Origin of the sequence: Variovorax xiamenensis, assembly GCF_050916385.1 — a bacterium.
Lineage (GTDB): Bacteria > Pseudomonadota > Gammaproteobacteria > Burkholderiales > Burkholderiaceae_C > Variovorax.
On the sequence record NZ_CP139038.1, the window covers coordinates 3917163 to 3942577 of the forward strand.

At 67.2% G+C, this 25415-nt stretch carries 21 protein-coding genes and 3 tRNA genes; 11 read left to right on the top strand and 13 right to left on the bottom strand.

Annotated elements, in window-relative coordinates; genetic code table 11:
- Positions 1–132 precede the first annotated feature (132 nt).
- Together SFB74_RS17840 and SFB74_RS17845 are read left to right on the top strand one after the other, a co-directional pair.
- Entirely contained in the window at positions 133–1455 is a 1323-nt protein-coding gene (locus tag SFB74_RS17840) for an amidase (RefSeq protein ID WP_432725557.1), read from the top strand.
- A gap of 59 nt (positions 1456–1514) precedes the next feature.
- A complete protein-coding gene (locus SFB74_RS17845; RefSeq protein ID WP_432725558.1) occupies positions 1515–2768 on the top strand; it encodes a D-amino acid dehydrogenase in 1254 nt (417 codons plus the stop codon).
- Here SFB74_RS17845 and SFB74_RS17850 read toward each other — a convergent pair.
- Positions 2758–3186 carry a hypothetical protein gene (locus tag SFB74_RS17850; RefSeq protein WP_432725559.1) on the bottom strand — a complete coding sequence of 143 codons (429 nt, stop codon included), beginning with the start codon at positions 3184–3186 and terminating at the stop codon, positions 2758–2760. The two genes, SFB74_RS17845 and SFB74_RS17850, sit on opposite strands and share 11 nt — an antisense overlap.
- 41 nt (positions 3187–3227) lie before the next feature.
- Here SFB74_RS17850 and SFB74_RS17855 point away from each other — a divergent pair, with 41 nt between their 5' ends.
- Positions 3228–4691, top strand: a complete 1464-nt coding sequence (locus tag SFB74_RS17855; RefSeq protein ID WP_432725560.1) for an NAD(P)H-hydrate dehydratase — start codon at positions 3228–3230, stop codon at positions 4689–4691.
- Positions 4692–4706: 15 nt separating this feature from the next.
- On the opposite strand, the gene SFB74_RS17860 is transcribed toward SFB74_RS17855, so the two are convergent.
- Positions 4707–5471 (bottom strand): SDR family oxidoreductase, encoded by a 765-nt coding sequence (locus tag SFB74_RS17860; RefSeq protein WP_432725561.1) that lies wholly within the window; start codon positions 5469–5471, stop codon positions 4707–4709.
- Positions 5472–5533: 62 nt separating this feature from the next.
- Positions 5534–7804 (bottom strand): ribonuclease R, encoded by a 2271-nt coding sequence (rnr, locus tag SFB74_RS17865; protein WP_432731961.1) that lies wholly within the window; start codon positions 7802–7804, stop codon positions 5534–5536.
- An 81-nt stretch (positions 7805–7885) separates the two neighbouring features.
- On the opposite strand from rnr, the gene SFB74_RS17870 reads away from it, so the two are divergent.
- Positions 7886–7970 (top strand) — tRNA-Leu (locus SFB74_RS17870).
- 206 nt (positions 7971–8176) lie between these two features.
- Positions 8177–8261, top strand: a tRNA-Leu gene (locus tag SFB74_RS17875).
- An 81-nt stretch (positions 8262–8342) separates the two neighbouring features.
- On the opposite strand, the gene rimO is transcribed toward SFB74_RS17875, so the two are convergent.
- The 6 genes from rimO to SFB74_RS17905 form a co-directional block, all read right to left on the bottom strand.
- Entirely contained in the window at positions 8343–9749 is a 1407-nt protein-coding gene (rimO, locus tag SFB74_RS17880) for a 30S ribosomal protein S12 methylthiotransferase RimO (protein ID WP_432725563.1), read from the bottom strand.
- Positions 9750–9827: 78 nt separating this feature from the next.
- Positions 9828–10388, bottom strand: a complete 561-nt coding sequence (phaR, locus tag SFB74_RS17885; protein WP_432725564.1) for a polyhydroxyalkanoate synthesis repressor PhaR — start codon at positions 10386–10388, stop codon at positions 9828–9830.
- A gap of 74 nt (positions 10389–10462) precedes the next feature.
- Positions 10463–10831: a hypothetical protein gene (locus SFB74_RS17890; protein ID WP_432725565.1), complete on the bottom strand. Its 369-nt coding sequence runs from the start codon at positions 10829–10831 to the stop codon at positions 10463–10465.
- Between the two features lie 170 nt (positions 10832–11001).
- Positions 11002–11078, bottom strand: a tRNA-Val gene (locus SFB74_RS17895).
- 48 nt (positions 11079–11126) lie between these two features.
- Complete coding sequence (locus SFB74_RS17900) at positions 11127–13316, bottom strand: RelA/SpoT family protein (RefSeq protein ID WP_432731962.1); 2190 nt, start codon at positions 13314–13316, stop codon at positions 11127–11129.
- An 89-nt stretch (positions 13317–13405) separates the two neighbouring features.
- A complete protein-coding gene (locus SFB74_RS17905) occupies positions 13406–14401 on the bottom strand; it encodes an alpha/beta fold hydrolase (protein WP_432725567.1) in 996 nt (331 codons plus the stop codon).
- A 26-nt stretch (positions 14402–14427) separates the two neighbouring features.
- Here SFB74_RS17905 and SFB74_RS17910 point away from each other — a divergent pair, with 26 nt between their 5' ends.
- Positions 14428–15198, top strand: a complete 771-nt coding sequence (locus SFB74_RS17910; RefSeq protein ID WP_432725568.1) for a 3-hydroxybutyrate dehydrogenase — start codon at positions 14428–14430, stop codon at positions 15196–15198.
- 38 nt (positions 15199–15236) lie between these two features.
- On the opposite strand, the gene SFB74_RS17915 is transcribed toward SFB74_RS17910, so the two are convergent.
- Both SFB74_RS17915 and SFB74_RS17920 read right to left on the bottom strand, forming a co-directional pair.
- Positions 15237–15947, bottom strand: coding sequence for an SIMPL domain-containing protein (locus tag SFB74_RS17915; RefSeq protein WP_432725569.1), 711 nt, complete (start codon positions 15945–15947; stop codon positions 15237–15239).
- Positions 15948–16024: 77 nt separating this feature from the next.
- Complete coding sequence (locus SFB74_RS17920; protein WP_432725570.1) at positions 16025–16384, bottom strand: hypothetical protein; 360 nt, start codon at positions 16382–16384, stop codon at positions 16025–16027.
- 173 nt (positions 16385–16557) lie between these two features.
- Between SFB74_RS17920 and ompR the strand changes: the two genes are divergently transcribed.
- A complete protein-coding gene (ompR, locus tag SFB74_RS17925; RefSeq protein WP_007837017.1) occupies positions 16558–17289 on the top strand; it encodes an osmolarity response regulator transcription factor OmpR in 732 nt (243 codons plus the stop codon).
- Between the two features lie 74 nt (positions 17290–17363).
- Complete coding sequence (locus SFB74_RS17930; protein WP_432725572.1) at positions 17364–18788, top strand: ATP-binding protein; 1425 nt, start codon at positions 17364–17366, stop codon at positions 18786–18788.
- A gap of 36 nt (positions 18789–18824) precedes the next feature.
- On the opposite strand, the gene ispF is transcribed toward SFB74_RS17930, so the two are convergent.
- Positions 18825–19316 (bottom strand): 2-C-methyl-D-erythritol 2,4-cyclodiphosphate synthase, encoded by a 492-nt coding sequence (ispF, locus tag SFB74_RS17935; RefSeq protein ID WP_432725573.1) that lies wholly within the window; start codon positions 19314–19316, stop codon positions 18825–18827.
- Positions 19313–20035 (bottom strand): 2-C-methyl-D-erythritol 4-phosphate cytidylyltransferase, encoded by a 723-nt coding sequence (gene ispD, locus SFB74_RS17940; RefSeq protein ID WP_432725574.1) that lies wholly within the window; start codon positions 20033–20035, stop codon positions 19313–19315. The genes ispF and ispD overlap by 4 nt, the downstream gene beginning before the upstream one ends.
- 119 nt (positions 20036–20154) lie before the next feature.
- Between ispD and mfd the strand changes: the two genes are divergently transcribed.
- Genes mfd through SFB74_RS17955 form a run of 3 tightly spaced genes read left to right on the top strand, consistent with a single transcriptional unit; the run spans position 20155 to position 25408 of the window.
- A complete protein-coding gene (gene mfd, locus SFB74_RS17945; protein WP_432725575.1) occupies positions 20155–23637 on the top strand; it encodes a transcription-repair coupling factor in 3483 nt (1160 codons plus the stop codon).
- Entirely contained in the window at positions 23634–24347 is a 714-nt protein-coding gene (gene serB, locus SFB74_RS17950) for a phosphoserine phosphatase SerB (protein ID WP_432725576.1), read from the top strand. Before mfd ends, serB begins: the two co-directional genes overlap by 4 nt.
- Positions 24344–25408: an Ldh family oxidoreductase gene (locus SFB74_RS17955; RefSeq protein ID WP_432725577.1), complete on the top strand. Its 1065-nt coding sequence runs from the start codon at positions 24344–24346 to the stop codon at positions 25406–25408. Before serB ends, SFB74_RS17955 begins: the two co-directional genes overlap by 4 nt.
- Positions 25409–25415: the final 7 nt, after the last annotated feature.

Genomic DNA, 25415 nt, shown 5'->3' on the forward strand with positions numbered 1-25415 from the left:
TGGGCCGGTTTGCGGATGTGTCTGGCTGGATGCAACGGGAGCCGTTGCCCGACCAGCGAAACCCAAAGAGTATAGCACGGCCGCCGCCCCTACCCTGAACCCGAGCCGTCCCAGCGGCACCCGCAGCTCCCCATGAACGACCTTCACGCCACCCGTCTCAACCTTCTGGCAGGTGGCACCGATGTACGCACCAAAATGGAGCGCGCCATCGACATCTCCAGGTCCGCGGCCTGCGCCCACGTCTTCACCCGCACGATGTTCGACGAGGCCAGTCTGGCCGTCGCCGCGTCGGACCCCGCCAGCCGGCTGGCCGGCCTGGCCTTCACCGCGAAAGACCTTTTCGACGTCGAGGGTCAGGCAACTCCTGCCGGCTCCGCGGTCCTGGCCCATGCCCCTGCCGCCACGGCCGATGCCCCCGCAGTGGCCCGACTGCGCGCCGCCGGCGGCGTGCTGACCGGCCGTACCAACATGACGGAATTCGCCTTTTCGGGCGTCGGCGTCAATCCGCATCACGGAACGCCTGCCAACGTCAGCGACGCGGCGGTGCCGCGCATTCCTGGAGGCTCCTCGTCCGGAGCGGCGATTTCGGTGGCCAGCGGGGCTGCCTTCATCGGCCTGGGCTCCGACACCGGCGGCTCGATCCGCATTCCGGCGGCGCTCAACGGCATCGTGGGCTTCAAGAACACGGCCCGGCTGACTCCCACCGCCGGCGCGCTGCCACTCTCGACCACCCTGGACACCGCCTGCGCCATGACCCGCTCTGTGCGCGACGCCATCACCGCGCACGAGATCCTCTCCGCCCGCCGCGTGACAGCCGGCAACGCCCCACTGGCCGCCTACAGGCTCGCGGTGGTGAAGAACGTGTTCTTCGACGGTATCGAACCCGCGGTGGCCACCGCCTTCGAGCGCTCGCTGAAGGCGCTGCGCGCCGCCGGCGCCCGCATCGTGGAAATCGAACTGCCCGAACTCGCCGAGCTTGGTGCCATCAACGCCACCGGCGGTTTCTCCGCCGCCGAGTCGTACGCCTGGCACCGCCTGCTGCTGGAACGCAGCGGCGCGGGCTACGACCCGCGCGTGGCCCAGCGCATCCTGCGCGGCGCCACGATGAAGGCGCACGAATACATCGACCTGATCCACGCCCGCCGCGACTGGATCGCCCGCGTCGAAACCGCGCTTGCGCCCTTCGACGCCGTGCTGTCGCCGACCGTGCCGATCACCGCGCCGTCCATCGCCAGCGTGGCGCCGGGCGCCGAGCGCGACGAAGAATTCTTCCGCATCAATGCGCTGCTCCTGCGCAACCCGTCGATCGTCAACATGCTAGACGGCTGCGCCATCTCGCTGCCCTGCCACGACCCCGGCGAACTGCCGGTTGGCCTGATGCTGTGGCACGCGGCGCTGCACGACGACGCCGTACTTGCGGTGGCGCTCCAGACCGAGCGCGCGCTGCAAGAATAACGGCCGACGGCGCCCACGCACCCGCGGGCGCCAGCCATCTCTCTCATCCTGAACACTCAATGAAAATCGCGATCGTGGGCGCCGGCATCATCGGCGTCACCACCGCCTGGGAACTGGTTTCCGACGGCCATGAAGTGACCGTCTTCGAGCGCCGCGGCGCCGCCGCCGAGGAAGCCAGCTTCGCCAACGCCGGCGTGGTCGCTCCCGGATACGTCACGCCATGGGCCGGCCCCGGCATGCGCGGCAAGGTGCTGCGCTCCCTGCTGTCTTCTCACGGCGCCATCAAGCTGCGCTGGCCGCTGGGCTCGCGCGACCTGGGCTGGCTCTCTCGCTGGCAGAAGGCCTGCAAGCTCGACACCTACCTGGCCAACCGCGCCCGCATGCAGCGACTGGCCTTCTACAGCCGCAACCGGCTGCACGAAGTGACCGAGGCACGCGAGCTCAGCTACGAGCGCAGCGACGGCTACCTGGTGCTGCTGCGCTCCAAGCGCGAGAAGAAGCTGGTGCAGCCCGGGCTCGACGTGCTGCGCGCGGCCGGCAGCGTCTTCAAGGAAATCGACGCCGACGAGGCGCGGCTGGTCGAGCCCGCGCTCAACCCCGACACCCCGCTGGCAGGCGCCATCCACCTGCCCGAGGACGAAGTGGCCAACTGCCGCCAGTTCGCTCTGCTGCTCAAGTGGGAGGCCGAATCGTTCGGCGCGCAGTTCCATTTCAACTGCGACATCGCACCGCTGAGCCGCGCGGCCCCCACTTCGCTGTCGCTGGCTAGCGGCTCCGACCCTGTGCGCTACGACGCCGTCGTGGTGTGCGCCGGACTGGAATCGGCCGCACTGCTACGCCCTTTGGGCCTGCGCATTCCGATGGCGCCGGTCTATGGCCATTCGGTGAGCGCGCCGATCCGCGAGCCGCTCAATGCACCGCGCAGCGCTGTGATGGACGAGCGATTCAAGGTCGCCATCTCCCGGCTGGGTCAGCGCGTGCGCGTGGCCGGCAGCGCCGAGATCGGCGGCTCGCTGGACACGATGAATCCCGCCGCGGTGCAAACGCTTTACAAGGTGCTTCACGACTGGTTCCCGGGGGCCGCCACGCTGCAGTCCGGCATCCAGCAGTGGAAAGGCGCCCGGCCGATGCTGCCCGACGGTCCGCCGGTGCTGGGCGCCAGCGGCATTCCCGGCGTGTGGCTCAACCTCGGCCATGGCTCGAGCGGCTGGGCGCTTTCGTGCGGCAGCGCGCGCGTGGTGAGCGACCTGATCGCCGGACGCGAGCCGGGCATCGACCTCGAGGGGCTCGGGGTCGAACGGCTCAGTCTCTAGGCCCCCACCGGCGCAAGGCCTCGGGGCTTGCCGGCTGCTCGACGGGCAATTCGGACTTCGGTGGAGGCCGAAGCCTGCCGGCGATCCACCCCAGCACACCGGGGCAGATCAGGGCGAAGAAGATGAGGCACAGCGCAGCGATCCCCAGCAGCGCCAGCCGCGTCAGGCCGGAAGTCGCCTCGGCCGGCAGGTCGAACCAGCGGATCACGCTGATGCCGAAACCAACATTGGCGGCCCAGGCCACGTCCCGCAGCGGTATCCAGCGCTTCAACTCGGCCAGCAGGAAGACGCCCCACACGGCGCACAGCAGGCCCAGCACCCATCCGAATCCTGCAATCCACGCCATCGTCGCGGCAAGGAGGGAAACAAGCGCCGCAAGAAGCAGGACGAGCAGCCAACCGACGCTCTTGAAGTTCATCCCCGGATGATAGGGAGAGAGGCCGGCGGCACAATGCGCCGATGTATCGCATCACCTCCGCCACAGCAGCCGATCTGTTCGACATCGCCGCCACGCGTCGCATCGAGCAGGCCGCGTCGGCCGCCCTGCCCACCCACACGCTGATGCGGCGTGCAGGCCTCGCGGTGGCGCGGCTCGCGATGGCGCTCGCGCCGCACGCGCGGACGATCTGGGTGGCCTGCGGGCCGGGGAACAATGGTGGAGACGGCTTCGAGGCTGCGGCTCAGTTGCGGCATCGGGGATTCTTTCCGGTGGTCACGTTTGTCGGCGACGAGGGCAAGTTGCCGCCGGATGCCAAGGCATCGCTGCAGCGGGCCCGCGATGCTGGCGTCACCTTTGCGGCGACGCCGCCCTTGGCCTACGAGCTGGCGATCGACGCGCTGCTCGGCATCGGCTCGTCACGACCGCCCGAAGGCGCAATGGCCGACTGGCTGACGAAGATGCGCACCAGCGGCAAACCCGTGCTGTGCGTCGACGTTCCATCGGGCCTCGACGCGGATACCGGCGCGCTGTCTCGAGGCGCGGACCCGGATCAGGCTTCGGACCTCCGCACCTGTCTCACCTTTCTCACCCTGAAGCCCGGCCTTTTCACCGCGCACGGCCGTGACGCGGCTGGCACGGTCTGGTTCGACGACCTGGGCTGCAGTGCCTTCAAGGATCAGCCGGCCGCACGGCTCGCCGGAGCGCCCGATGCGCAGCCGCGCAACCACGCCTCGCACAAAGGCAGCTACGGCGACGTGGCGGTGATCGGCGGCGCCTCGGGCATGGCAGGTGCCGCCCTGCTCGCCGGCTCGGCGGCACTGCATGGCGGCGCGGGACGCGTGTTCGTCGGATTGCTCGACCCGAGTGCATCTCCCGTCGACACATCGCAACCCGAACTCATGCTGCGCGATGCGCGGACGCTCGATCTCTCGAGCATGACGGCAGTTTGCGGTTGCGGCGGAGGAGATGCCGTGGGCGAACTGCTGCCCCACGTGCTTTCGACTGCGGCAGCCTTGGTGCTGGATGCCGACGCACTGAATGCCATCGCGGCCGACGGCACGCTGCAAGCCCAACTGGCATCACGCGGGGGAAATGGGTTGCCCACGGTAGTCACGCCACATCCGCTCGAAGCGGCGCGCCTCCTGGGTCGCTCGGTCGAAGAAGTCCAGGCCGACAGGCTGGCCGCGGCCCGCGAACTCGCCGCGCGTTTCGGCGTGGTGGCCGTGCTCAAGGGCTCCGGCACCGTCATTGCCGGCGCTGCAGAAGCCCTGCCGGTTATCAACCTGACCGGCAACGCCCGCCTTGCAACCGCCGGAACCGGCGACGTGCTGGCCGGAATGATCGGCGCGGCATTGGCCGCGGGCCGGCCAGCCTTCGAGGCGGCACGCGAAGCCGTCTGGCTGCACGGCCACATCGCCGACACCTGGCCGGCCGGCGCGGCCCCGCTCACGGCAGGCACGCTCGCCCGCCGCGCGCCGGCCTGACAGGCGCCAGCCTGGTTAGCCGCGCCCGACGAAGGGCATCTTCGTCGCCATGATGGTGTGGAACAGCACGTTGGCTTCCAGCGGCAGGTTCGCCATGTAGAGCACCGACTGGCCGACGATCTTGACGTCGATCAGCGGCTCGATGGCGAGCTCGCCGTTGGCCTGCGGCACGCCCTTGGCCATACGCGCGGCCAGCTCGGTCATGGCGTTGCCCACATCCACCTGTCCGACGGCGATGTCGTACTTGCGGCCGTCGAGCGAAGCGGTCTTGGTGAGCCCTTCCACAGCGTGCTTGGTCGCCGTGTAGGCGGCCGAGTTCGGCCGCGGTGCAGTCGCCGAGATGGAGCCGTTGTTGATGATGCGGCCGCCCATCGGCGTCTGCGCCTTCATCGTGCGGAAGGCCTGCTGGATGCAGAAGAACATGCCGGTCAGGTTGATGTCGACCACACCCTGCCACTGCTCTGGCGTCCAGTCCTCGAACGGACCCGGCGGGTTGCCCACGCCGGCGTTGTTGAACAGCAGGTCGACGCGGCCGAAGCGCTCGACGGTGGCGGCGAACAGGGCCTGCACCGAGGCCGCATTCGACACGTCGGTCGGAACGGCGAAGGCGCGCGCGCCCGCCCCCGACTCTTCCGCCACCTGCTCCAGCGGCTCCAGGCGGCGGCCCGCCAGCGCCACGCTCCAGCCGTCGCCCAGCAGCGCCAGTGCGGCGGCGCGGCCGATGCCCGAACCGGCGCCCGTGACGATGGCGATACGGCCCTTGTTTTCTTCAGCGCTCATGCTGTCTGTCTCTTTCTTTTCGGTTTGTCGATGGTTCGTTCGTTCGATGGCGCGAGGCCCGGTCAGCGGCGCGGCTTGCGCCCCTTGCCCTTCATCTTGCTGGCGGCTTTTTTCACCGCCGACTTGAAGGCCTGCATCGCGGACTGTGCCCCGGCCGTGGCCGAGCTGGGCCGCTCCGCGCGCGGCTCGGCCTTGCCGGCTTCCGCCTTGTGACGCGTGCTGCGCTTGGCCGAGGCCTTGACCGGCACGCCGGATGATGCGGAGCCCTTGTCCTTCATGGCACGGGCGGTCAGTTCTTCGCCTTCGCGCACGAGGCGGAAGTCGATCTTGCGGCCGTCGAGGTCGACGCGGCTCACCTGCACCCGAACCCGCGTGCCGATGGCATAGCGGATGCCGGTGCGTTCGCCGCGCAGTTCCTGGCGCATCTCGTCGAACTTGAAGTACTCGCCGCCGAGCTCGGTGATGTGCACCAGCCCCTCGACGTACATCGCATCGAGCGTGACGAAGATGCCGAAGGTGGTGGCCGCCGTGACCACGCCTCCGTACTCCTCGCCCAGATGCTCGCGCATGTACTTGCACTTGAGCCAGGCCTCGACGTCGCGGCTGGCCTCGTCGGCACGGCGCTCGTTGGCGCTGCAGTGCAGGCCAGCGGCCTCCCATGCCATGACTTCCTTGCTGGGCGCGACGGTGGTCTTCTGCGGCTTGGCCGTGGGCGCCTTCACGCGCGATGCCAAGCGCTTGGCCAGCTTCGCATGTGCCTCGCCGGGGGTGGGCAGCATCGGCAGCTGGTAGCGCGTCTTGCCGAGGATCGCCTTGATCACGCGATGCACCAACAGGTCGGGGTAGCGCCGGATCGGGCTCGTGAAGTGCGTGTAGGCCTCGTAGGCCAGGCCAAAGTGGCCGCTGTTGATCGGCGTATAGATCGCTTGCTGCATCGAGCGCAGCAGCATGGTGTGGATCTGCTGTGCGTCGGGACGGTCCTTGGTGGCTTCGGCGATCGCCTGGAACTCGCCCGGCCGGGGGTCGTCGGTGATGCTCAAGCCGACGCCCATGGCCTTGAGGTAGCCGCGCAGGATTTCTTTTTTCTCCGGCGTCGGGCCTTCATGCACGCGGTACAGGCCCGGGTGCTTGCCTTCGGCGATGAAGTCGGCGCTGCAGACGTTGGCGGCGAGCATCGCCTCCTCGATCAGGCGGTGCGCCTCGTTGCGCGTGCGCGGCACGATTTTTTCGATGCGGCCGGCGTCGTCGCAGATGATCTGCGTCTCGGTGGTTTCGAAGTCGACGGCGCCGCGCTTGCCGCGCTGCTTGAGCAGCGCCTTGTAGACATCGGCGAGGTTCAGCAGATCCTTGACGCGGTCCTTGCGCTTCGCAGCCTCGGGGCCGCGCGTGTTGCCGAGGATGGCGGCCACCTCGGTGTACGTGAAGCGCGCGTGGCTGAACATCACGGCCGGATAGAACTGATAGGCGTAGATCTCGCCGTCGGCAGCGACCAGCATGTCGCACACCATGCACAGGCGCTCAACCTCGGGGTTGAGCGAGCACAGGCCGTTCGACAGCTTCTCGGGCAGCATCGGAATTACGCGGCGCGGGAAGTACACGCTGGTGGCGCGGTCGTAGGCGTCGATGTCGATCGGAGAGCCGGTCTGCACATAGGCGCTGACGTCGGCAATGGCCACCAGCAGGCGCCAGCCCTTGCCACGGCCCACCTTCGCAGGCTCGCAGTAGACGGCATCGTCGAAGTCGCGCGCGTCTTCGCCGTCGATGGTGACGAGCGGGATGTCGGTGAGGTCGACGCGGCCTTTCTTGTCGGCGGGGCGGACCTTCTCGGGCAATGCCTTGGCCGCTGCCAGGCACTCCGCGGAAAACTCATGTGGCACACCGTACTTGCGCACGGCGATCTCGATCTCCATGCCGGGGTCGTCGATCTCGCCCAGCACTTCCTTCACACGGCCCACGGGCTGGCCGAACAGGGCCGGCGGCTCGGTGAGTTGCACGACCACGACCTGTCCCACCTTCGCGGGACCGGTTGCGCCCTTGGGAATCAGGACGTCCTGGCCGTAGCGCTTGTCTTCCGGCGCAACGAGCCAGATGCCGCCTTCGTGCAACAGGCGGCCAATGATGGGCTGCTCGGGGCGCTCGACGATTTCCACCACGCGCCCCTCGGGGCGGCCGCGGCGGTCCTGGCGCACGATGCGCGCCTTGACGCGGTCCTTGTGCAGCACCGCGCGCATTTCATTCGGGGGCAGATAGATGTCTGCTTCGCCGTCGTCGCGCTGCACGAAGCCGTGCCCGTCGCGATGTCCTTGAACAGTTCCTTCGATTTCATCCAGCAGGCCGCTGGAAGTAACGTTATTTTTGATATGATCTCCTTCTTTCCTGAAATTCAAAACGCAGTTGCTTCTGCAGCTACGTGGGCCCAGATGGCGGAATTGGTAGACGCACTAGTTTCAGGTACTAGCGAGTAACATCGTGGAGGTTCGAGTCCTCTTCTGGGCACCAAGTTTAAACAGACCTTTACCAGGTCATTCGATTCAAGCCACCGGTTTCCGGTGGCTTTTTTCATTGCCGATCGAATCCGCATCGAACGGCCAGCTTGGTCGAAGCACGAACCAAGTCGACGCAAAAAATTCTGCACACACCCTGCATCAGCGAAATAGCCGCAGCAAATTGTGTATACTCGCAGTCTTTGCTGAAAAGCAGAGAAAGCCCAGATGGCGGAATTGGTAGACGCACTAGTTTCAGGTACTAGCGAGTAACATCGTGGAGGTTCGAGTCCTCTTCTGGGCACCAAGTCAAAGCCGACCCTTACTAGGTCATCCGAATCAAGCCACCGGTCTCCGGTGGCTTTTTTCATGGTCGCTTGAATCCGCATCAAACGGGTAGCGCGATCAGGTCGTGGCCCTCGGCACCCACGATGCGCGCGCGGGTGAACTCACCCACCTTCAGCGTCTTGCTGATCTTCTCGGGCGGCAGCAGACGAACCGTGCCGTCGATCTCCGGCGCATCGGCGTACGTGCGCCCCACCCCGCCCTTGCGACCCATGGCAGGCGCGGAGTCAACCAGCACCTGCATCGTCGAACCAATGCGCTTTTGCAGCTTGGCAATCGACACGGCTTCAGCCACTTCCATGAAGCGCGCCCGGCGCGCTTCGCGCTCCGGCTCGGGCAGCATGCCGGGAATGTCGTTCGCTGTAGCCCCCTCGACCGGGCTGTAGGCAAAGCAGCCGGCACGATCGATCTCGGCCTCGCGGATGAAGTCAAGCAGATGCTCGAACTCCTGCTCCGTCTCACCGGGGAAGCCAGCAATGAAGGTGCTGCGGATCACGAGTTCCGGGCACACCTCGCGCCAACGCGCCAGCCGCTCCAGATTCTTCTCGCCGCTTGCCGGGCGCTTCATGCGCTTCAGCACATCCGGATGGCTGTGCTGCAAGGGCACGTCGAGGTACGGCAGCACCTGCCCGCTCGCCATCAGCGGAATGATCTCGTCGACACTCGGATACGGATAGACGTAATGCAGGCGAACCCACGCGCCATACGGCTCGGCGATTTCGCCCAGCGTACGCACCAGCTCGAGCATGCGCGTCTTGACCGGCTTGCCATCCCAGAACCCGGTGCGGTACTTCACGTCGACGCCATAGGCCGAGGTGTCCTGGCTGATCACCAGCAGTTCTTTCACGCCGCCTTCGAACAAGGCCTTGGCCTCGCTCAGGACATCGCCGACCGGCCTCGACACGAGGTCGCCGCGCATCGAGGGAATGATGCAGAAGGTGCAGCGATGGTTGCAGCCCTCGCTGATCTTCAGGTAGGCATAGTGCCGTGGCGTCAGCTTGAGGCCGGCAACGCCGAAGGTGTTGGGCACGAGGTCGATGAAAGGGTCGTGCGGCTTCGGCAGATTGGCGTGCACCGCATCCATAACCTCCTGCGTGGCATGCGGACCAGTCACGGCCAGCACGCTCGGGTGCATCTGGCGCACCAGATTTCCGCCCTGGTCGCCAGTCTTGGCTCCGAGGCAACCGGTGACGATCACGCGGCCGTTCTCGGCCAGCGCTTCGCCGATGGTGTCGAGGCTTTCCTTCACGGCATCGTCGATGAAGCCGCAGGTGTTGACGATCACCAGATCGGCGCCTTCGAAAGTCTTTGCGGTTTGATAGCCCTCGGCACTCAGCTGGGTCAGGATCAATTCGGAATCGGTAAGGGCCTTGGGGCAGCCCAGGCTCACGAACCCGACCTTGGGGGCGGTCGGGGTGGCCGTACGTTCGGGGGAGGCAACTTCGCTCATATGCCTCTATTGTCCCAGCTATCGGTGACAGCGGGGCATGCGCCTGTCAGCGCCCTTTTCCGGTCGCCGGCACCCCGCTCAGGAACGCTTGATGCCAAAGGCCCCCAGCACCTGCTCGGTGTTCTTCTGCATCTGCTCCTGCATCTGCAGGAAGACGTTCTTCGATTGCTCGACATAGCTGCCCATCAGTCCCTGCAGCATCGGTGATTGCATGGTCATGAAGCGCGACCACATCTCGGGTGTCAGGCCCTCGGCCTTCTCGGCGAGTTGAGCCTGCACTTCAGTCATGGCCTGGATGTTCTTCTCGAGATACGGCCCCATGTAGCCCTGCATCGCCTGGCCATAAAAACGGATGATGTTGGCCAGCACCTGCTCGGTGAACATCGGCGCGCCGCCCGCTTCTTCTTCGAGAATGATCTGCAGCAGGATGCTGCGCGTGAGGTCGTCGCCGGTCTTGGCATCGCGCACCACGAACTGGGCATTCTGGATGACCAGCTGCTTCACCTCGGTCAGCGTGATGTACGTGGATGTCTCGGTGTCGTAGAGCCTTCGGTTCGGGTACTTCTTGATCACACGCTGTACCGGCTTGACCCCGGACTTCTTGCTCTGCACTGCGGACTCCTTCACATGGACGCCCATGTCGTCGGATGATTCTAGGGAGCGGTTTTGCTGCGCCGCGACAAGGTTTACCCTGACCGGACCGGGCACTTTCCTCAATCCGGCGATGTCGCGTACTCCGCGCCGCAGATATGGCAGGCCGCAACCTCCGGCCGCTCTTCATCGGCTTCACGGAATCGCAGCGGCGTCTTGTGACCGTAGACCACCCAGCAACGCGGGCAGTGCTCTTGTCCGACGGTCGGCAGATAGGCACGGGCACGCTGCTCGGCGCGCTCTTCGGTCAGAGGCATGCCCTGGCGTTGGGCGCGCACCACTTCGCGCGCAGCCATGGTGTCGGTGCGCCCGCTTGCGTAATCATTGATGCCGTAGACAGCACGCGCAAACTCGATGGGAGCCTGCTTGAGCAATGCGGCCAGGCGCTTGTCGGCATGAGCCCGATCAACCAGCGTTGATCGCGTATTCATCGGATCGCTTATCAAGAAAAATGGAATGTAGTTGCAGAGCGACCAAGGTAGCACAAGAACATGGCCAAGGTCTTTGCCTGCATCACCACAAGGGACGATATGTACACCGGAGAACCCGGTGCATGATCTGTTCGACTGATCCGGTGGTTGGCCGGGGTTGAAACAGAAATTGGTAGGCGCGATTGGACTCGAACCAACGACCCCCACCATGTCAAGGTGGTGCTCTAACCAGCTGAGCTACGCGCCTAAGGATGTGTCCGAGAAGCAGCTATTGTAGCAGGAGAAATCACGTTTTTCAGCGACGACGTGCAGATCGCACACCAATAACTGCAGTGACCAGTCCAAGTACCTGCGTGAGCCGCGCGGCATCGGCGATTTCAACAGTGAACGTCATCCACGCCGTGCCCTTGATCGACTGCGTCTGCACGCCGATCACATTCATCTTCTCGCGCGCGAACACATCGGAGATATCGCGCAGCAGGCCCTGACGGTCGGCCGCCTCGACGGCCACGTCCACTGCGTACACGGGCGCGTCGGCGCCCTTCTTCGCAACGCCCCACTCCACGTCGATGACGCGCTCGCCATCCTTCGCGGCCATCGTGCGGAAGTTGCTGCAATCGCTGCGATGCACGCTGACGCCGTGGCCGCGCGTGACGAAGCCGCGAATGGCATCGGGCGGCGCAGGCTTGCAGCACTTGGCGAGTTGCGTCATCAGCGAAGACACGCCCACCACGAGCACGCCACCCTTGCCGGACTTCTCGCTGCCGCGCGCCTTCTTGATGAGCACGCCGTCGTCGGGCCCAGGCGCGGGCTCCGGCGGCCTCAGCAGCGTCTCGATGTTGCGCAGCGAGAACTCGTCCTTGCCCACCACTTCGAACAGATGGTCCGCCGACTTGAAGCCGAGCTGCGAAGCCAGGTCTTCGAGCCGCACGGCCGTCTTGCCTTCACGCTGCAACAGCTTCTCGACCGCCTCGCGTCCACGCGCAACGGTCTCGTGCGTGATCTGCGCGTTGAACCAGGCACGCACCTTCGCGCGCGCACGATGGCTGGCCAGATAGCCAAGCTCCGCATTGAGCCAGTCGCGCGACGGCCCGCCTTCCTTGGCCGCGATGATCTCCACCGTCTGCCCGTTCGACAGCGGCGTGTTCAGCGGCACCATTGCGCCGTCGACACGCGCCCCACGACAGCGATGGCCCAGCGTGGTGTGCACGGTGTAGGCAAAGTCGACCGGCGTAGCGCCCTGCGGCAACTCGACGATCGCCGCATCCGGCGTCAGCACATAGATGCGGTCGTCGAAGAGCCCCTGCCCCTGCAGGCCGCCCGAGAGATCGCGCTCCCACGCCAGCAGTTGCCGCAGCACCGCGATCTTCGCGTCGTACTCGCCACTGGCCCACACGCCCGCGTAGCCCTTGTGGCCCGCTTCCTTGTAGGCCCAGTGCGCCGCCACGCCATGCTCGGCGTGGTCGTGCATTTCCTCGGTGCGGATCTGGATCTCGATCGGCTTGCCTGCCTTGCCGTCCACCAACTCGCGCACTACGGTGTGCAGCGACTGATATCCATTGGGCTTGGGCCGCGCGATGTAGTCGTCGAATTCCTCGTCGATCGGCTGGAAATGCGAGTGCACCCAGGCCAGCGCCGCGTAGCAGTCCTTCACATCAGGCACCACCACGCGCAGCGCGAGGATGTCGAAGACCTGCGCGAAGTCGAGCGACTTGCCGCGCATCTTCTTGACGATGCTGTAGATGTTCTTGGGACGCCCCTGCACCGTGGCCTTGACGCCCTCGGCCTGCAACTCGCTCTCCAGCTTCGAGCGCAACTGCTCAACGTGCCCTTCGCGCTCGATGCGCTTCTCGTCGAGCAGGCGCGCGATCAGCTTGTAGGTTTCGGGCTCGAGGAAGCGGAACGAGAGGTCTTCGATCTCCCACTTCACCTGCCAGATGCCCAGCCGGTTGGCCAGCGGCGCAAACACCTGCAGCGACTCGCGCGCCACGCCTTCGGGCGCGGGCCGCTTGCTGGCGGCCGCATGCCGCAGCGTCTGCAGGCGCGACGCCAGCCGCAGCATCACCACGCGCAGGTCGCGCGAGAACGCCAGCAGCATCTTGCGCACGTTCTCGGTCTGAGCGCCGGCGCCTTCCGCATGGTGTCCCTGCGAGGCCGAACGGGCCTGCTCCTGCACGCGCACCAGCTTGGTTGTCTCGACAGCGAGCGCCGCGAAGTTGTCGCCGAAGACCTTGGCGATCACCTCCTGCGGGCGGTTCAGGTGCTGGCACGAATAGACCAGGTAGCTCGCCGCCTGCATCGCTTCGGAGCCGCCCATCTTCGCGACGATGGCGGCCACCGCGTCGGCGTGCGCCAGCGTGTTCTCGCCCGTGTCGAGCTCCTCGTCGGCGATCAGCGGCTCGGCGAAGGCGCGCGCTCGCGCCAGCATGTTCTCCATGACCGGCGTGCGTTCGGCCGTTGCCGCGGACAGCGGGTAGTCGACCATGACCGCGTCGGACGCGGTTGCCGTCTGGAGACTCGAAGAATCGCGCTTCACGCTTCGCTCACTCAATCAATTCAATCGGTCGCTGGAGGTCAGTCGAAAAGAAATCCGGTGACGACAGCGATCTGCGCGGGGTCGACAAAGGTCGGGGCATGGCCCACGCCGTCGAACTCGACCAGGGTTGCATGCGGGCCGCGCTGCGTCATGGCCAGCGCCGTTTCGCGCGACAAGAGATCCGACACGGCGCCGCGCGTCAGAAGCGTGCGCGCCTCGATGGCGTCGTACAGGCTCCACATGATCGCGCCGCCTTGTGCTGCTGCCTCGGGCGTGATCGCACGAAGGGCAACACCGATCGCCGGGTCGTAGTGAAGCAGCCAGGCGCCCTCTTCGCCACCAGCCTCCGCCTCGACTTTCGCCGAGCCATCGGCCGTGCGCTGCGAGGCCGGCACCACCATGTGCCGTGACAACGCCAGCCACTGGTCCGGCGTGTGAGGGCCGAAAGTGGTCGACAGCGCCCACATGGCATCGGCCGCAGCCTGCACGCTCGCGAAGCTGCCGTTCTTCCCTACATAGGCACCAATGCGCTGCAGCGCGACCGGCTCGATCGTCGGACCGACGTCGTTCGCCACGAAGCGGCGAATGGGACGCGCCAGCGACAGCTCCTTGTGGCCTGCCAGCACGAAGCCGATCAGCCCGCCCATGCTGGTGCCCAGGTAGTCGAGCGTGCCGATCGCCTGCTCGCGATGCAGTTGCGCGATCAGCGCAACCATATCGGCCGCGTAGACCGGCACCTGATAAAGAGAAGGGTCGCGCAGCCAATCACTGCGCCCGCGGCCCGCGACATCCGGGCAGACCACGCGAACATCGCCGCCCGCGCGCTCCACGATGGCCTGGGCCAGCAGGTCGAAATCGCGGCCCTGCCGGGTCAGCCCGTGCACGCAGATCACGACATGCGCGCTGCGCGCGTCGCCCCATTGCCAATAGGCCATGCGGTGGCCGCCCTGGGCGTCATCGCACGCCACGTAATGAAGCGTCGGTTCGATCATGGAAACGATGGTGTCCTGGTGCGGATAATTGTCTCGTCGCATCCTAATTCATCCGGAGATTGATCTTCATGCTCAAAGGCAAAACCGCGCTTGTCACGGGGTCCACCAGTGGCATTGGCCTCGCCATCGCCAAGTCCCTCGCCCAGCAGGGCGCAAACATCGTGCTCAACGGCTTCGGCGATTCCGCAGCCCCGAAGGCCGAGGTCGAAGCGCTCGGCGTGCGCGCCGAGTACCACGGCGCCGACATGAGCAAGCCCGAACAGATCGAGGACATGATGAAGTTCGCCGCGTCGAAGTTCGGCCGCGTCGACATCCTGGTGAACAACGCCGGCATCCAGCATGTCGCCAAGGTGGAAGACTTCCCCACCGAACGTTGGGACGCGATCATCGCGATCAACCTCACCAGCGCCTTCCACACCACGCGCCTGGCGATCCCCGCGATGCGCGAGGCGAACTGGGGCCGGGTCATCAACATCGCGTCGGCACACGGCCTCGTGGCGTCGGCGCAGAAGTCGGCCTATGTGGCGGCCAAGCACGGTGTCGTCGGCCTGACCAAGGCAGTCGCGCTCGAAACCGCAACCACCGGCGTCACCGTCAATGCGATCTGCCCCGGCTGGGTGCTGACCGCGCTGGTGCAGAAGCAGATCGACGACCGCGCGGCGCGCGAAGGCATCACGGTCGCGCAGGCACAGAACGACCTGCTGGGCGAAAAGCAGCCTTCGCTGCAATTCACCACCGTCGAGCAGCTGGGCGGCCTGGCCGTCTTCCTGTGCTCGTCGGCGGCCGACCAGGTCCGGGGCCAGGCCTGGGCCATGGACGGCGGCTGGACTGCCCAGTAGAGGGTAGCCCGCCGGTACGGGCTCCTCTTATATAAGCTTTATTTGAGCTGTACGGAGCCCGAGACGGTCACCATCACGGCGGTCTTGCCGGCCTCGACCGGCACCGCCGAATCCGCCGACGAGAACGACTTCGCCTGCACCGCCATCATGCGCGGGCGGATCGGGCCGTTGTCGTTCGCGTTCACCGATACCTCGCGCAGCGTGTAGCCACCGAAGCCGAAGCCCTTGGCCAACTCGTTGGCCTTCTGCTTGAAGTTGTCGATGGCGATGTTCTGCGCCTCGGTCTCGGTCTTGGCGCGCTGCTCGCGGCTCAGGCCGAACCCGACGTTGCCCACGCTGAGCGTGGTGATGCGCCCTGCCGTCTGGGTGATGCGCGGGAAGTCGCGGCCTTCGAGCACCAGCTCGGTCGAGCCCTGCCAGCCGTTGATCTTGCCGTCCTTGGTGTAGCGCGGCGACAGGCTGAAGTTGCCGGTGCGCACATCGAGCTGGCCCGTCTGCGCGTTCTTCTTCGCCTCTGCCAGCGCGGCGTCGAGCGCGGCCTTCAGTTGGGTCTGCACGGTGGCGGCATCGGCCGCGTCGCGCGTGGTCACGAGGGTCATGCTCAGCATGTCCTGCTGGACTTCGACCGTGCCCGATGCCGTCAGCTGCAGCACGTTCTGGGGGGCCGGCGCGGCGGCGTTCTGGGCCAGTGCGGTGCCGGCGGCAGCCAGGGCGGCGCAGGCCGCGAGCAGTTTGATCTTTTTCTTCATGGCGAAGTACTCCCAGTGTTGGTATGAAAAGACAGGCCGACGAGCCTGCACCGGCAGGCCGGACGCCTTCGCGCAGATCAGCGGCGCTGGCTGCGCGGCGCGAGCGGCAATACGCTTGCCGCGGCCGGCGGCACCGGCACGATGCGCTCGGCCGGCTGCGATTCTGCCGAATTGAGCAAAGCACCCGTCGAAGGCGGGGTCCATTGGCCGCGAACCTGCTGGCGCAGCTCGAACAGCTCGGCGGGCGTCAGGCGCCTCCCGGCAATGGCTTCTCCGCGGCGCATGTCCTCGCGCTGCGCGGCCCTGTGGGCCGCCACGGCATCCCGGACTTCGTTGCGGCGCGCTTCGCCAACCCTGAAGAAGTCGCCAGACACCGCCAGCGACGGGCCGCAGGCGAAAACGAGGATGAACGGCAGTGCGGGAAAAGGACGTCTCATTGAGGCGAAAGTCATCGGGAAACGCGACTTTGCCACCTCCCGGCTAACGTCGGATGACCAGACCGCGAGCGTCCGCAAGTTTTGTAACTTAGTGTCAAACCATAAGCAAATCCGGCTCAACCGACCCGCAACGCCTTCAGAATCGGCCCTGTTACAAATTCGACGTTGTAGAAATGACTCAAGTTCCCGCTCGCACCGACAAGATCGTGATCGTCGACGACGACGCCCGCATCCGCGACCTGCTGCGCCGCTACCTGACGCAGGAAGGCTTCGAAGTGATCGTGGCCGAGGACGGCAAGGCGCTCAACCGCATCCTGTTGCGCGACACGGTCGACCTGATCGTGCTCGACCTGATGATGCCCGGCGAGGACGGCCTGTCCGTCTGCCGCCGCCTGCGTGCCGCCAACGACCGCACGCCGATCATCATGCTCACCGCCAAGGGTGAGGACGTGGACCGCATCGTCGGTCTCGAAGTCGGCGCCGACGACTATCTCGGCAAGCCCTTCAACCCCCGCGAACTGCTCGCCCGCGTGCACGCCGTTCTGCGCCGCCGTCCGCCGCTGGAAGCGCCGGGCGCCCCCTCCACCGAGAACGAGACCGTCACCTTCGGCCCGTTCGCCTTCGACCTCGGCTCGCGCACCCTGAAGAAGGATGGCGAAGAACTCTCGCTGACCACCGGCGAGTTCGCCATGCTGAAGGCGCTGGTGCGCCATCCGCGCCAGCCGCTGTCGCGCGAAAAGCTGGCCCAGCTCGCGCGCGGCCGCGAGTTCGAGCCCTTCGACCGCAGCCTGGACGTCCAGATCTCGCGCCTGCGCAAGCTGGTCGAGTCCGACGCCGCTGCGCCCCGCTACATCCAGACCGTCTGGGGCGTGGGCTACGTCTTCGTGCCGGACGGCACGGCCTGACGCCACGTTGAAAGGTGGCCGTCGGCCAACCCCCCGGACCAGGCGTCGCCCAGGAGGACGGCGCGCAGGTCACGATGCCGAGCCCGCTCGAGGCGAGCGCGCAACGTGACCGCCGCCCCGGCCTCAAGCTGGGCTTCAGCCTTTTCTGGCGCACCTTCTTCCTGCTCGCACTGCTGCTGATCGGCTGTACGGTCGCCTGGCTGCAGACTTTCCGCTCGCTCGAATACGAGCCGCGCGCCATCCAGACGGCGCACCAGATCGCCTCGCTCGTGAATCTCACGCGCGCGGCGCTGGTGTATTCCGACGCCATCACGCGCGTGTCGCTGATCAAGACGCTGGCCGACCAGGAAGGCGTGCGCATCCTGCCGCGCGAGCCCAACGACCGCTTCCAGCCCTACACCAGCGGCGCGCTCGACCTGCGCGTGACCGAGGAGCTGATCGACCAGCTCGGCGAAGGCACCACGGTGGCCAGCCGCGTGAACGACGAGGCCGGCCTGTGGATCGGCTTCACCATCGAGAGCGACACCTACTGGCTGCTGCTCGACCCCACGCGCTTCAGCCGCGTGGGCGGGCGCACCTGGCTGGTGTGGCTCAGCACGGCCATGGCGCTGTCTCTGGCAGGTGCGGCGCTGATCACGCGGCTCATCAACCTGCCGCTCAAGCAGCTGTCGCGCGCAACCATGCAGGTGCGCGAGGGCGAGTACGAGGCTCACCGCCTCGACGAGCGCGCCCGCACCAACGAGATCCGCGCGGTCAACATCGGCTTCAACCGCATGGCGGACCAGCTCGCCAAGATCGAGCAAGACCGCGCCATCATGCTGGCCGGCATTTCGCACGACCTGCGAACGCCCCTGGCCCGGCTGCGGCTGGAAACCGAGATGAGCGTGGCCGACGAGGACGCGCGCGACCACATGGCCGCCGACATCGCCCAGCTCGACGCGATCATCGACAAGTTCCTCGACTACGCCCGGCCCGACCATGTCGACCCCAAGCCGGTGCTGCTGCGCGACGTGGTCGATGCCTGCACCTACGCCGTGCAGGACTACGAGGAGATGAACATCAAGGTCGAGGTGCCGCCGGACCTGCGCGTGATGGGCGACGAGGTCGAGCTCACGCGCGTCATCTCCAACCTGGTCGAGAACGCACGCCGCTACGGCAAGACGCCCGCCACCGGCGTTGCAGACGTGACGATCCAGGCGCAAGCCAACAACGACGCGGTGCTCATCAAGGTGCGCGACCATGGCGCGGGCGTCGAGCCCGCCCTGCTCGCGCAGCTGACCAAGCCCTTCTTCCGCGGCGACGCGGCCCGCACCTCGGCCGCCGGCGCGGGGCTGGGCCTGTCGATCGTGGCGAAGAACATCGAACGCATGGGCGGCACCTTCGCGCTGACCAGTACGCCGGGCCGCGGCCTGGCAGCGCATATCCGCATGCCGCGCGCGATGCCGGCGGGCGTGGTCAGGCCCGGGGAACCACAAGGCGGCGGCAAGAAGCCCGCCTGACCCGGTAAAGCTCGGGCGGGCGGACCCGATCCAGCGTCAGCGGTGCAGCAGCACGGCCGCGCGAGCTTCCATCGCGCGGCCCTCTCCCACCGGCCCGAGCTTCTCGGCCGTCTTTGCCTTCACGTTGACCTGTTCCAAAGCCACACCCAGCGTGTCGGCGATGCGCTGGCACATCAGCGGAATGTGCGGCGCGAGCTTGGGCGCCTGCGCGATCACTGTGCTGTCGACGTTGCCGATCTCCCAGCCCGCCGCGCGCACCCGGCGCGCCGCTTCGGCCAGCAGCACCGCCGAATCGGCGCCGCGAAACTGCGGATCGGTGTCCGGAAAGTGCCGGCCGATGTCGCCAAGCCCCGCGCCGCCCAGCAGCGCGTCGGTGATGGCGTGCAGCAGCACATCGGCATCCGAATGTCCCAGCAGCCCGGTGGTGTGCGGCACCTCGACGCCGCCCAGGATCAGCTTGCGCCCCGCCACCAGCTGGTGGACGTCCCAGCCCTCGCCGATGCGGATGTTGAAAGACACGCCTGTCATGCCAGCCCCTTCCTGCGGCCCAGCAGGACCGCCTCGGCCAGAGCGAAGTCCTCGGGAAAGGTCACCTTGAAGTTCTGCGCGCTGCCGGGCACCAGCAGCGGCGAAAGGCCGACGGCCTCGATGGCGCTGGCCTCGTCGGTCACGGCGTCTCCGGTGCGCTCCAGCGCGTCGAGCAGCATGCCGATGCGGAACATCTGCGGCGTCTGCGCCAGCCACTTGTCGGCGCGCGGCAGGGTCTGGGCCACGCGGCTCTCGGCGGTGGACGACTTCAGCGTGTCCGCCAGCCGCTGCGCCAGCAGGCCGCCGACGGCGTCGTGCTCGCAGGCGGCGATCAGGGCCTCGATCTGGCTGGAGGTGACGAGGCAGCGCGCCGCGTCGTGCACCAGCACCCAGTCGTGTGCGCCGGCCCCCTTCTGCCGCAGGGCCACCAGGCCGTTGCGCACCGTGGCCGCGCGGGTCACGCCGCCCACGCGCAGCAGGTATTCGTTCTCCGAGGGGAATCGCGGCAGCACCGCATCCACGTCCCGGTCGTCCGGCGACACCACCAGCGCCAGCCCGGCGAAGCGCCCCGCCAGTGCGCGGAAGGCCTCCAGGGTGTGGGCCACCATCGGCAGGCCGGCCAGGCGCCGGTACTGCTTGGGCTGCGTGGACTGCGCATGCCCCGCGCGGTGGCCGGAGCCGGCGCACGGGATCAGCACGAAGAGTCGGGAAGAGGACATGAGGGCCCTGCGTCGGCTGCGGCCGACAAGCGGATAAAGGGCCGCCATTCTAGAATTGCCCGTTACGCACACCCCTCGCCAGCCGGCGCGGGGTGTTGTGCATTTCCATCAAGCGTTCCATGGACCTCCCCCACCTCACGGCGGGCAAGCGATTCACGCTGCCGCGTCCCCCGTTGTCGGCCGATGCACTGCTGCTGGCGCAGCTGGCCATGCGCGAGAAGGCCGCCGGGCGCGCCACCGCGATGTTCACGGCCGACGCCAACGACGCCCAGCGCCTGATCGACGAGATCGCCTTCTTCGCCCCCGACCTGCGCTGCGCCCTGTTTCCCGACTGGGAGACGCTGCCCTACGACAGCTTCTCGCCCCACCAGGACCTGATCAGCGAGCGCCTGGCCACCCTCTGGCGCATCAGCCAGAAGGAAGCCGACGTGGTGCTGGTGCCCGCCACCACCGCCCTCTACCGGCTGGCGCCGCCCTCCTTCCTGGCCGGCTACACCTTCCACTTCAAGGCAAAGCAGAAGCTGGAGGAGTCCAAGCTCAAGGCCCAGCTCACGCTGGCCGGCTACACCCACGTGACGCAGGTGGTGAGCCCCGGCGAATACGCGGTGCGCGGCGGCCTGATCGATCTGTTCCCGATGGGCTCGCTCGTGCCCTTCCGCGTCGACCTGTTCGACGACGAGATCGACACCATCCGCACCTTCGACCCCGACACCCAGCGCAGCCTCTACCCCGTGCCCGAGGTGCGGCTGCTGCCGGGGCGCGAGTTCCCGATGGACGACGACGCGCGCGGGCGCTTCCGCGGCCGCTGGCGCGAGCTGCTCGAGGGTGATCCGACCAAGAGCCGCATCTACAAGGACATGGGCAACGGCGTGGCCACCGCCGGCATCGAGTACTACCTGCCGCTGTTCTTCGACGAGACGGCCACGGTGTTCGACTACCTTGGCGCCGACGCCACCGTGGTGCTGCACGGCGACCTCGAGCCTGCGTTCCAGCACTTCTGGCAGGACGCCAACGAGCGCTACCGCCTGGTGCGCGGCGACCCCGAGCGCCCTGCCTTGCCGCCCGAGGCGCTGTTCCTGAACGCCGAGCAGTTCTACCAGCGCGCCAAGCCTCACGCGCAGCTCGCCATCCGTGGCGACGTGGCCACCGATGCGCCCTACGCCGAGTTCGACAGGCTGCCGCCCTTCGCCGTCGTACGCGGCGCAGAAGACCCGCTGGTCGGCCTGAAGGCGCACATCGCGAAGACGCCGCACCGCGTGCTGCTGATCGCCGAGAGCGACGGCCGCCGCGAAAGCCTGCTCGACTTCCTGCGCGCCAGCGGCGTGAATCCGCCGGCCTTCGACTCGCTGGCGGAGTTCGAGGCTTCCACCGACGAGAAGACCGGCATCGCCACCGCCGCGCTGGCATCGGGCTTCGCATGGCGCGAGCAAGGCATCGACTTCGTCACCGAGACCGAGCTGTTCGCCACCGCGCCCACCACGCGCCGGCGCAACAAGAAGCAGGAGCAGGTCAGCGACGTCGAGGCGCTCATCAAGGACCTGTCGGAGCTCAACGTGGGCGACCCGGTCGTCCACTCGGCGCACGGCATCGGCCGCTACCGCGGCCTGATCCACATGGACCTGGGCCAGGGCAACGGCCCTGACGGCAAGCCCCTGCTGCAGGAAATGCTGCACCTGGAGTACGCCGACAAGGCCACGCTCTATGTGCCGGTCTCGCAGCTGCACCAGATCAGCCGCTACACAGGCGTCAGCGCCGACGAGGCCCCGCTGCACAAGCTGGGCTCCGGCCAGTGGGAAAAGGCCAAGCGCAAGGCCGCCGAGCAGGTGCGCGACTCCGCCGCCGAGCTGCTCAACATCTACGCCCGCCGGGCGGCCCGCGAAGGCCATGCCTTCCGCTACTCGCCGGCCGACTACGAGGTGTTCGCCAACGACTTCGGCTTCCAGGAAACCGCCGACCAGAAGGCCGCGATCCATGCCGTGGTGCAGGACATGATCTCGCCCCAGCCCATGGACCGCCTCGTGTGCGGCGACGTGGGCTTCGGCAAGACCGAGGTGGCCCTGCGCGCCGCCTTCATCGCCGTCACCGGCGGCAAGCAGGTGGCCTTCCTCGCGCCCACCACGCTGCTGGCCGAGCAGCACTACCAGACGCTGGTGGACCGCTTCGCCAAGTGGCCGGTGAAGGTGGCCGAGATGAGCCGCTTCCGCTCGGCCAAGGAAGTGACGGCCGCCGCCAAGGGACTGGCCGACGGCCAGGTCGACATCGTGGTCGGTACGCACAAGCTGCTCTCGCAGTCGGTCAAGTTCAAGAACCTGGGCCTGCTCATCATCGACGAGGAGCACCGCTTCGGCGTGCGCCACAAGGAGGCGATGAAGGCCATGCGCGCCGAGGTCGACGTGCTCACCCTCACCGCCACACCGATTCCGCGCACGCTGGGCATGGCGCTCGAAGGCCTGCGCGACCTGAGCGTGATCGCCACCGCGCCGCAGCGGCGCCTGGCCATCAAGACCTTCGTGCGCAACGAAGGCACCGGCGTGATCCGCGAAGCCGTGCTGCGCGAGCTGAAGCGCGGCGGGCAGGTCTACTTCCTGCACAACGAGGTCGAGACCATCGAGAACCGCCGCCAGAAGCTGGAAGAGATACTGCCCGAGGCCCGCATCGCCGTGGCCCACGGCCAGATGCCCGAGCGCGAGCTGGAGCGCGTGATGCGCGACTTCGTGGCGCAGCGCTACAACCTTCTGCTGTGCTCGACCATCATCGAGACCGGCATCGACGTGCCGACCGCCAACACCATCGTGATGAGCCGCGCCGACAAGTTCGGCCTGGCGCAGCTGCACCAGCTGCGCGGCCGCGTCGGCCGTTCGCACCACCAGGCGTACGCCTACCTCATGGTGCCCGACACCGAGGGCCTGACCAAGCAGGCCGCGCAGCGGCTGGACGCCATCCAGCAGATGGAAGAGCTGGGCTCCGGCTTCTACCTCGCCATGCACGACCTGGAGATCCGCGGCACCGGCGAGGTGCTGGGCGAGAACCAGAGCGGCAACATGATGGAGATTGGCTTCCAGCTCTACAACGAGATGTTGAGCGAGGCCGTTCGTGCGCTCAAGGCCGGGCAGGAGCCCGACCTGCTCTCGCCGCTGTCGGTCACGACCGAGATCAACCTGCACGCCCCTGCCCTGCTGCCCGACGACTACTGCGGCGACGTGCACCTGCGCCTGTCGTTCTACAAGAAGCTGGCCACGGCGAAGACGCCCGACCAGATCGACACGCTGCTTGAGGAAATCGTCGACCGCTTCGGCAAGCTGCCGCCGCAGGCGCAGACGCTGATCGACACCCACCGCCTGCGCGTGCTCGCGCGGCCCTACGGCGTGGTGAAGGTCGACGCTGCGCCGGGCATCATCAACATCACCTTCAAGAAAGATCCGCCGGTGGATGGCATGGCCATCATCCAGCTGATCCAGAAGAACAGGCACATCAAGCTCGCCGGCAACGAAAAGCTGCGCATCGAGCGCGAGCTGAAGGAACCCAAGGACCGGGCCCAGATGGTGCGCGACGTGCTGCGCAGCCTGGGCCAACCCACCGTCAAGGAAAACGCCCCCGCATGAGCGCCACTCAAGAAATCTCCCCCGGCCTGGTCATCCAGCGCGTGAAGCCGCCGCTGAAGCTGGCCGACTTCAAGCTGATCGCCTTCGACATGGACTCGACGCTGATCAACATCGAATGCATCGACGAGATCGCCGATGCTGTCGGCAAGAAGGCGGAGGTGGCTGCGATCACCGAAGCCACCATGCGCGGCGAGATCAAGGACTTCAAGGAAAGCCTGCGCCGCCGCGTGGCGCTGCTGAAAGGCGTGCCGGTCGAGGCGCTGCAGCAGGTGTACGACCAGCGCCTGAAGCTCAACCCCGGCGCGAGCGAACTGGTGGCCGCGTGCAAGGCGGCCGGCCTCAAGGTGCTGCTGGTGTCGGGCGGCTTCACCTTCTTCGCCAACCGCGTGAAGGACCGCCTGGGCATCGACTTCGCGCGCTCCAACCTGCTCGACGAGGCCGACGGCAAGCTCACCGGCGAGGTCGTCACACAGAGCTGGGGCGACATCTGCGACGGCGCCGAGAAGCGCCGCACGCTGCTGGAGGTGGCCTCGCTGATGGGCATCTCGCCGCTGGAGACCATCGCCGTGGGCGACGGCGCCAACGACCTGCCGATGATGGGCGAGGCCGGCCTCTCGGTGGCCTATCACGCCAAGCCGAAGGTGCGCGAACAGGCCCTGGTGGCCATCAACGAAGGCGGCCTCGACCGCGTGCTGGAAATCCTGAAATGACCGACACCGCCCCGCTCTATCGTGCCGATGCGCTGGTTTCGTACGCTGACGCCCTGCTGCAGAAGGCCGGCCTTGTTGCGCCCAAGGCCGCAGTGGTCGCGCGCACGCTGGTCGAAGGCGACCTGCTGGGCCACGACACGCACGGCCTCGCGCTGCTGGCGGGGTATGTCAAGGAACTCGAATCCGGCGGCATGACGCGCGACGGCGCGCCCGAAGTGCTGTCCGACCGCCCCGCCGCCGTGCTGTGGGACGGCAGGCGCCTGCCCGGCCCCTGGCTCATGGACCAGGGCATGAGCCTGCTGGTGCCGCGCGCCCGCGAGCTGGGCACGGCTTCGCTGGTCATCCGACGCAGCCACCACATCGCCTGCCTCGCCGTCTACATGCTGCGTGCGCTGCAGGAAGACATGCTGATGCTTCTGGCCTGTTCCGACCCCAACACCGCCAGCGTCGCGCCCTTCGGCGGCACACAGGCGGTGTTCACGCCGAATCCGCTGGCCATGGGTTTTCCGCTGTCGCAGGGCGGCGTGATGGTCGACATCTCGGCCTCCATCACCACCAACGGCATGAGCAACCGCAAGCGCGCGGCCGGCGAGACCTTCGCCGAGGAATGGCTGATCGATGCCACCGGCAAGCCCACGAACAATCCGCAGGTGCTGTTCGACCAGCCGCCCGGCACGCTGCTGCCCGTGGGCGGCCTGAGCCATGGCCACAAGGGCTACGGCATGGCGCTGCTGGTTGAAACGCTCACGGCCGGCCTCGCGGGCCACGGCCGGGCCGATGCGCCAGAGGGCTGGGGCGCGACGGTGCACATCACGCTGCACGACCTGAACGCCTTCGGCGGCAAGGAAGCCTTCCTGCGCCAGATGGACCATGTGGCGGCGAAGTGCCGCGGCAACGTGCCCGTCGACCCGGCAAAGCCTGTGCGGCTGCCGGGCGAAGGCGGGTTGAAGCGTCGGGAAGTTCAGTCGAACGACGGGGTGCGGCTGCACCCGTCGATTGCGCGCTCGCTGCAGGATGCGGAGCAGCGCCACGGCCTGCGGCTGGCGCAGGCGCTGGCCTGAGCTAGGC